The organism is Candidatus Burkholderia verschuerenii, assembly GCF_001189365.1.
Lineage (GTDB): Bacteria > Pseudomonadota > Gammaproteobacteria > Burkholderiales > Burkholderiaceae > Caballeronia > Caballeronia verschuerenii.
Window position 1 is genome coordinate 1 of record NZ_LFJJ01000277.1, and the last position, 5319, is coordinate 5319.

Annotated in this window: 5 protein-coding genes; 1 reads left to right on the top strand and 4 read right to left on the bottom strand. The window is 63.0% G+C overall.

What is annotated here, in order from left to right; all coding sequences use genetic code 11:
* The first annotated feature begins 368 nt into the window (after nt 1-368).
* Nucleotides 369-806 carry a hypothetical protein gene (locus BVER_RS27480; RefSeq protein WP_050455949.1) on the top strand — a complete coding sequence of 146 codons (438 nt, stop codon included), beginning with the start codon at nt 369-371 and terminating at the stop codon, nt 804-806.
* A gap of 4 nt (nt 807-810) precedes the next feature.
* Here the strand turns inward: BVER_RS27480 and BVER_RS27485 are convergent, their stop codons facing one another.
* The 4 genes from BVER_RS27485 to BVER_RS27500 all read right to left on the bottom strand — a co-directional run.
* On the bottom strand, nt 811-1875 hold the full coding sequence (locus tag BVER_RS27485) for a 2-aminoethylphosphonate aminotransferase (RefSeq protein WP_050455950.1): 1065 nt from the start codon (nt 1873-1875) through the stop codon (nt 811-813).
* Nucleotides 1875-3056: a phosphonopyruvate decarboxylase gene (gene aepY / locus BVER_RS27490; RefSeq protein ID WP_050455951.1), complete on the bottom strand. Its 1182-nt coding sequence runs from the start codon at nt 3054-3056 to the stop codon at nt 1875-1877. Before aepY ends, BVER_RS27485 begins: the two co-directional genes overlap by 1 nt.
* Nucleotides 3049-4737, bottom strand: coding sequence for a phosphoenolpyruvate mutase (aepX, locus tag BVER_RS27495; protein WP_050455952.1), 1689 nt, complete (start codon nt 4735-4737; stop codon nt 3049-3051). Before aepX ends, aepY begins: the two co-directional genes overlap by 8 nt.
* Nucleotides 4734-5319: glycosyltransferase family protein (locus BVER_RS27500; protein ID WP_050455953.1), on the bottom strand; the 586-nt coding region annotated here is incomplete at its 5' end. The genes BVER_RS27500 and aepX, both read right to left, overlap by 4 nt.

The following is a 5319-nucleotide window of genomic DNA, read 5'->3' on the forward strand; positions in this document are numbered from 1 at the left end:
CTTGGCCCTATATTCTTTTTGCTGCTCGCGTGGGCACGTTTTCAGCTCAACATCATGCCTCAACCTCTACTCGTGCGCTGCAGACCTGGCTGAGATGTGCGTTTACGTCTGCACCAGACTGCGTCGTTGGGTCCATTCCGGCAAATTCAATTTTGCAGGCCCGACTAATTCTGCACAAGACTGCACCGTCATCGGGTCCATTCCGGCAAATTGAATTTTGCAGATCCGACTAATTAGCGAAGCGCCCTTCTCGCGGAGGGCGCTTTTTTGTTGGTTCGGGCACGCGGCGCGCGCCCTTTCGCTCGACGGTTTGAGCACTTTTCCCGCATCCTCGTTAAAGTGCCAGCTGTCTCGAAAAACGCGTCGTCATGAATATCGTTGCCCGAATCATTCGTATTGTTTCGCTGCCGGTGTTGCTCGCGCTCGGCACGGCCGTCCACGCGCAGCCGATCGAAGCGCAACTCGATTGCAAATCCAGCGGACACGATTTCATCGCGCCGCTCCTGGCGAACAATCTGATTCAGGCGAAGCCGATGCGCGTCGAGGCGAATTCCGTGAATGCGTTTCGTCCGGCGAACGGTGTGTCGCTGACGGCGTACGGGTTCAAGGTCTACGCGGTCGTGGCGTATCAGAAGGACGATCCGCTGTTCCAGCGCGGCAAGGGCGAGCCGATCGCCGATTCGGCGTATGGCGCGGTCGTCTGGGGCGGGGATGACGAGGTGACGCAGAAGGTGCGCGAGGCAGGCAGCGACGCGGATGTGCACCACGTCGCGCCTTTCATTACGGCGATTTTTTGCAAGCAGTAGCGATTTACCGCAGCAATTCCGCAACGGAAGCAATCAACCGATCCATCGCGTCCTTGTCCACCGCGCCCATCGTCGAAATACGGAACAGTTCCTTCGACAAACCGCCCTGCCCCGCGTAAATCACGAAGCCCTTGGCCTTCAGCGCATCGTGAAGCGTTTCATACGTGACGCCCGCAGGCAGGCGATACGCACGCAACACCACCGACGATTGCGCCGGATCCAACGCGCTCTCGATGCCGAGCGACGCCAATCCCGCCCGCACCTGCTCCGCCAGCGCCGCATAGCGGTGATGCCGCGCGCGCCAGCCGCCTTCTTCCTCGAATTCGCGCAGCGCCTCGACCAGCGCGTAATACGCGTGAACGGACGGCGTGAACGGCGTATTGCGCTGATCCTGCAACTTCGCCAGCCGCGCGATGCCGAGGTAATACGTGCGGCTCGCGGCCTTCGCCAGCGCATCGCGGCGCGCGATCACGAACGCCGCGCCCGGCACGCCGTGCAGACACTTGTTCGCCGTCGCCGCGATCGCGACGATGCCGCCATCGGCGAAATCGATCGCTTCCGCGCCGAAGCTGCTGACCGCATCGACGAGCAAGCCGATGCCGCGCGACGCGCACGCACGCGACAGCGCGGCGATATCGTTCAGACGGCCCGTCGTCGTTTCGTGATGGATGATCGCGACATTCGTGAACTTGCCGGCATCGAGCCGCGCGAGGATCGCGTCGGTGTCCGGCGCCTGCATCCACTCGTACTTGATGACTTTATGCTCGATGCCGTATTGCGCCGCGATCTGCGCGATACGGTCGCCATACACGCCGTTCTCCACGACGAGCAGACGCCCGCCGTCCGGCACGAGACCCGCGATCATGCTTTCGACGGCGGCCGTGCCCGAACCCGTCATCAGCACGGCGCTCCACTTCGACGGATCGAGTTCGTAGGCCGCGACGAGCCGCGTGCGCGCCTCATCCTGCAGATCGAAAAACTCCGACTCGCGATGACACAGATCGGTTTGCAACAGACTCTTGCGGACGCGCTCGCTGAGCGTGACCGGACCCGGATTGAGCAGCAGCATCAACGGCCTCCAATATGGTGTTGCAAGCGCGCGCGAACGTCTTCCGGCGCGATCTTCGGACGCGGCAAGTCGCTCGGCGTGCCCGTCTTGATCGACAGACGCGCGAAGCGTGCGCCGTCCACGTCCTTCGCTTCGAAGAGACGATCGATCACGCCGATATCGTCGCCATCGAGCGCGAGCGCATAGCCGCATGCCGATGCGATCGCCGCGAAATCCACTTCGCGCGAGACCGTCGCCTGACCGCCGGTCGATTCGTGCACGCCGTTGTCGAGCAGCAGATGGACGAGGTTCGACGGACCATACGCGCCGAGCGTCGAGAATGCGCCCATGCGCATGAGCGCGGCGCCGTCGCCATCGAGCGCGATCACGCGCAAGTCCGGACGCGACAGCGCGAGACCGAGCGCCATCGGCGTGACGCAGCCCATCGAGCCGACGAGATACAACTGGTTCTCGCGATCGTCGATCGCGTACAACTCGCGGCCGCAAAATCCCGTCGATGCCAAAACGACCGTCGAATCCTTCGGCGTATTCGCGATGACTCGGGCGAGCGCATCGTGACGCGACACGCGATCGCCTTCGAAACGCTCAACCCGCGCCGCCGTCACGCCGGTCCGGACGCCCGACAAACCGGTCTTCTTCAACTCGTACGGCGCGACGCTGCCCTTCTGCATCACGAGCGCATACGGACGGCCGGTGCTGTCCATGTACTCCGTCGCGCGATCGAGCGCCGGGCCGATCTGATCGGCTTCCGTCGGGAACAGCTCCCACGGAATTTCCATCGTTTCCAGCATTTGCGGCGTGATCGGACCCATCAGCGCGTGCTGCGGTTCGTCGTGTACGCCGGGTTGCCCGCGCCATGTGACGATCAGCAATTGCGGCAGACGGAACGTCCACGTCAGCGACGTCAGCGGGCTCACGGCGTTGCCGAGCCCGGAGTTCTGCATCATCGCGATGCCGCGACGGGGTTGCGCACCCAACGCGCCACCGAATCCCGCGCCGCCGAGCGCCACGCCCGCGATCAACGCGACCGCATCGCCTTCGTTCGCCGCCGACACGTAATGCAGCGATTCGTCCTGCAGCACGTAATTGATGAACGGCGTCAGAAACGAGCACGGCACGCCCGCGTACCAGTCGAAGCCTCGCTCGCGCGCGGCCTCGACGAACTGAGCGGCCTCAATCACGCGTGTTCTCCTGACCGATCGGCGTTTGACCGTGCGCGAAATCGCCCGCGCGACGGAAATCGTCGAGGTCGTTCACGCCGCGCCAGTGGCCGTGCACGTATTGCACTTCGATTTTCTGATCGGCCGCGAGCAAGGCGTTCAGCAGCGCGGCCATGTCGAGTTTGTCGAAGTCGGCGCACGCCTGCAGCGTTTCGAGCGTCGTCAGCAGACGCTGACGCGCACTCGCGCGCACGTTGAGCAAACCGATCCAGCGGCCTTGCGGCGCGCGGCCTTCCTTCAGGCTCTGGCCCGCGCCGACCATGCTTTCGAGCCACACTTTCTGGCCGAACAGCGCGCGGTCGTCGGCGGTCGAGCAATAAGCGAAGTCAGTTGCGTTGTCGCCCGCTTGCGGCGTTTGCGACGAATCGATCACGACGGTGAAGTCGCTTTCCGTGTCCACCAGATCGCGCAGGATATAGCTGCGGAACAGCAGATCGCCGTAGGAAATCACGGTATCGCCGTTCATATGCTTCACGGCGCACGCGAGCGAGGCGAGTTCGCCGGTCGTTTCGTGCTGCTCGTTGACGACCAGGCGAATGCCGCCCTTCTCGATCGCATCGGCGCGATAGCCGCCGACGACCGTAATGTCGTTGATGCTTTCCTTCTTGAACGCCTCGACCAGATGACGCAGCAACGGCTTGCCCGCGACCGGCAGCATGACCTTAGGACGATCGGCGGTGACGGCTTCCAGTCCCGCGCCACGGCTCGCGGCGAGCACGACCGCGCTGCGCTTCTCGTTCGCCGCGCTCAGATAGATGTTCTCGGCGGCGGAATATTCGTCAGCGTCCTGCAAACGGAAAATCTCGTTCACCGACGCGATGCGGTCTTCCACGTTGACGAGCGTGTCGCTGTCGTGGATTTCCTTTGCGATGGCCTGCATCGCCGACACGGAACCGCGAATCAGATGGTTCGCCCAGATCACGCAGGAGATGCCCGCCTGACGGAACACGTCGGTCGGCGTGCTGTAGTACTTCGTCGGCACGATGACGAGCGGACCGCGCCCCGCCCACTCACGCGCGAAGGTGAGGATTTCGTCGGGCTTCGAGAGCTTCGAGTGAATCAGGATCGCATCCGCGCCGGCTTGCCGATACGCTTCGGCACGCTTCAGCGTTTCTTCCATGCCCCAGCCGGCGATCAGCGCTTCCACACGCGCGACGATCGAAAAGTTCGGATCGCTCTGCGAATCCTTGCCCGCCTTGATCTTGCCGCAGAACTCGTCCATATCGGCGAGCGGCTGCGCTTCGCCGTTGATGAAGCTGTTGGTCTTCGGAAACTGCTTGTCCTCGATACACACGCCCGCGATGCCGCGCTGCTCCAGCTTCTTCACCAGACGACGCACGTTGTTGAAGTTGCCGTAGCCGGTGTCGCCGTCGAGCAGGATCGGCAGATCGCTGGCATCGGCCATGAATTCGAGGTTATCGACGACCTGCGTCCAGCTCGCTTCGTTGTTGTCGCGCACGCCGAACTGCGCGGATATCGACAGGCCCGAGCCCCAAATTGCCTTGAAGCCCGCTTCCCGCGCGATGCGCGCCGAGATGCCGTTATGCGCTTCCATCAGGAATTCGAGGCGATTGCTTTGCAGCATCTCGCGCAGGCGCAGCGTGCGCGAATAGCCGACGGGAATGGTAGTAGGTGCGTTCATTGTTGTGATGCTCCTGCAAACTGACTCAGCGCGTTGAGCGACGGCAATACTTCGTCCGCCGCGCGCTTCACGTCGTTTTGAAAATCGATTTCGATCCACGGTGCGCCGGTGACATCGGCGATATCGAACACGGCGGATTTCTCCAGCAACAGATCGCGCACCGCTTCTTCGTGCGGCATCTTCGCGCGGCCGGTCGCGACGTAATCCGCGCAGATGTCCGCGAGGCGCGTGGCCGTCGCGTGATCGAAGCGGAAAAAGCCCACCGATTCGCCGATGGTGTCGTACTTCAGGCCCGCCGCGACCTGCTTGCGCAATTCGACCGGCACGCCGTTTTCGACACAAAGTTTCACGGGCTCGTCGCCCGCTTCGAAGTCGCGGTCGATCAACAGACGATTGACGCTGCCGCCCGCCACCAGCGGCTCGACGATGCGTTCGTCGTAGAGCACGTCGGCGTCCATCAGCAGCACGTTGCCGCCGCGCGTCATCGCATCGCGCGCGGTGTGCACGGACAGCACGCTGCCGAGCGTGAATTCATCGTTGACGACGATTTCCGACTTCGGCTTCCAGTCGATGGCATCGAGT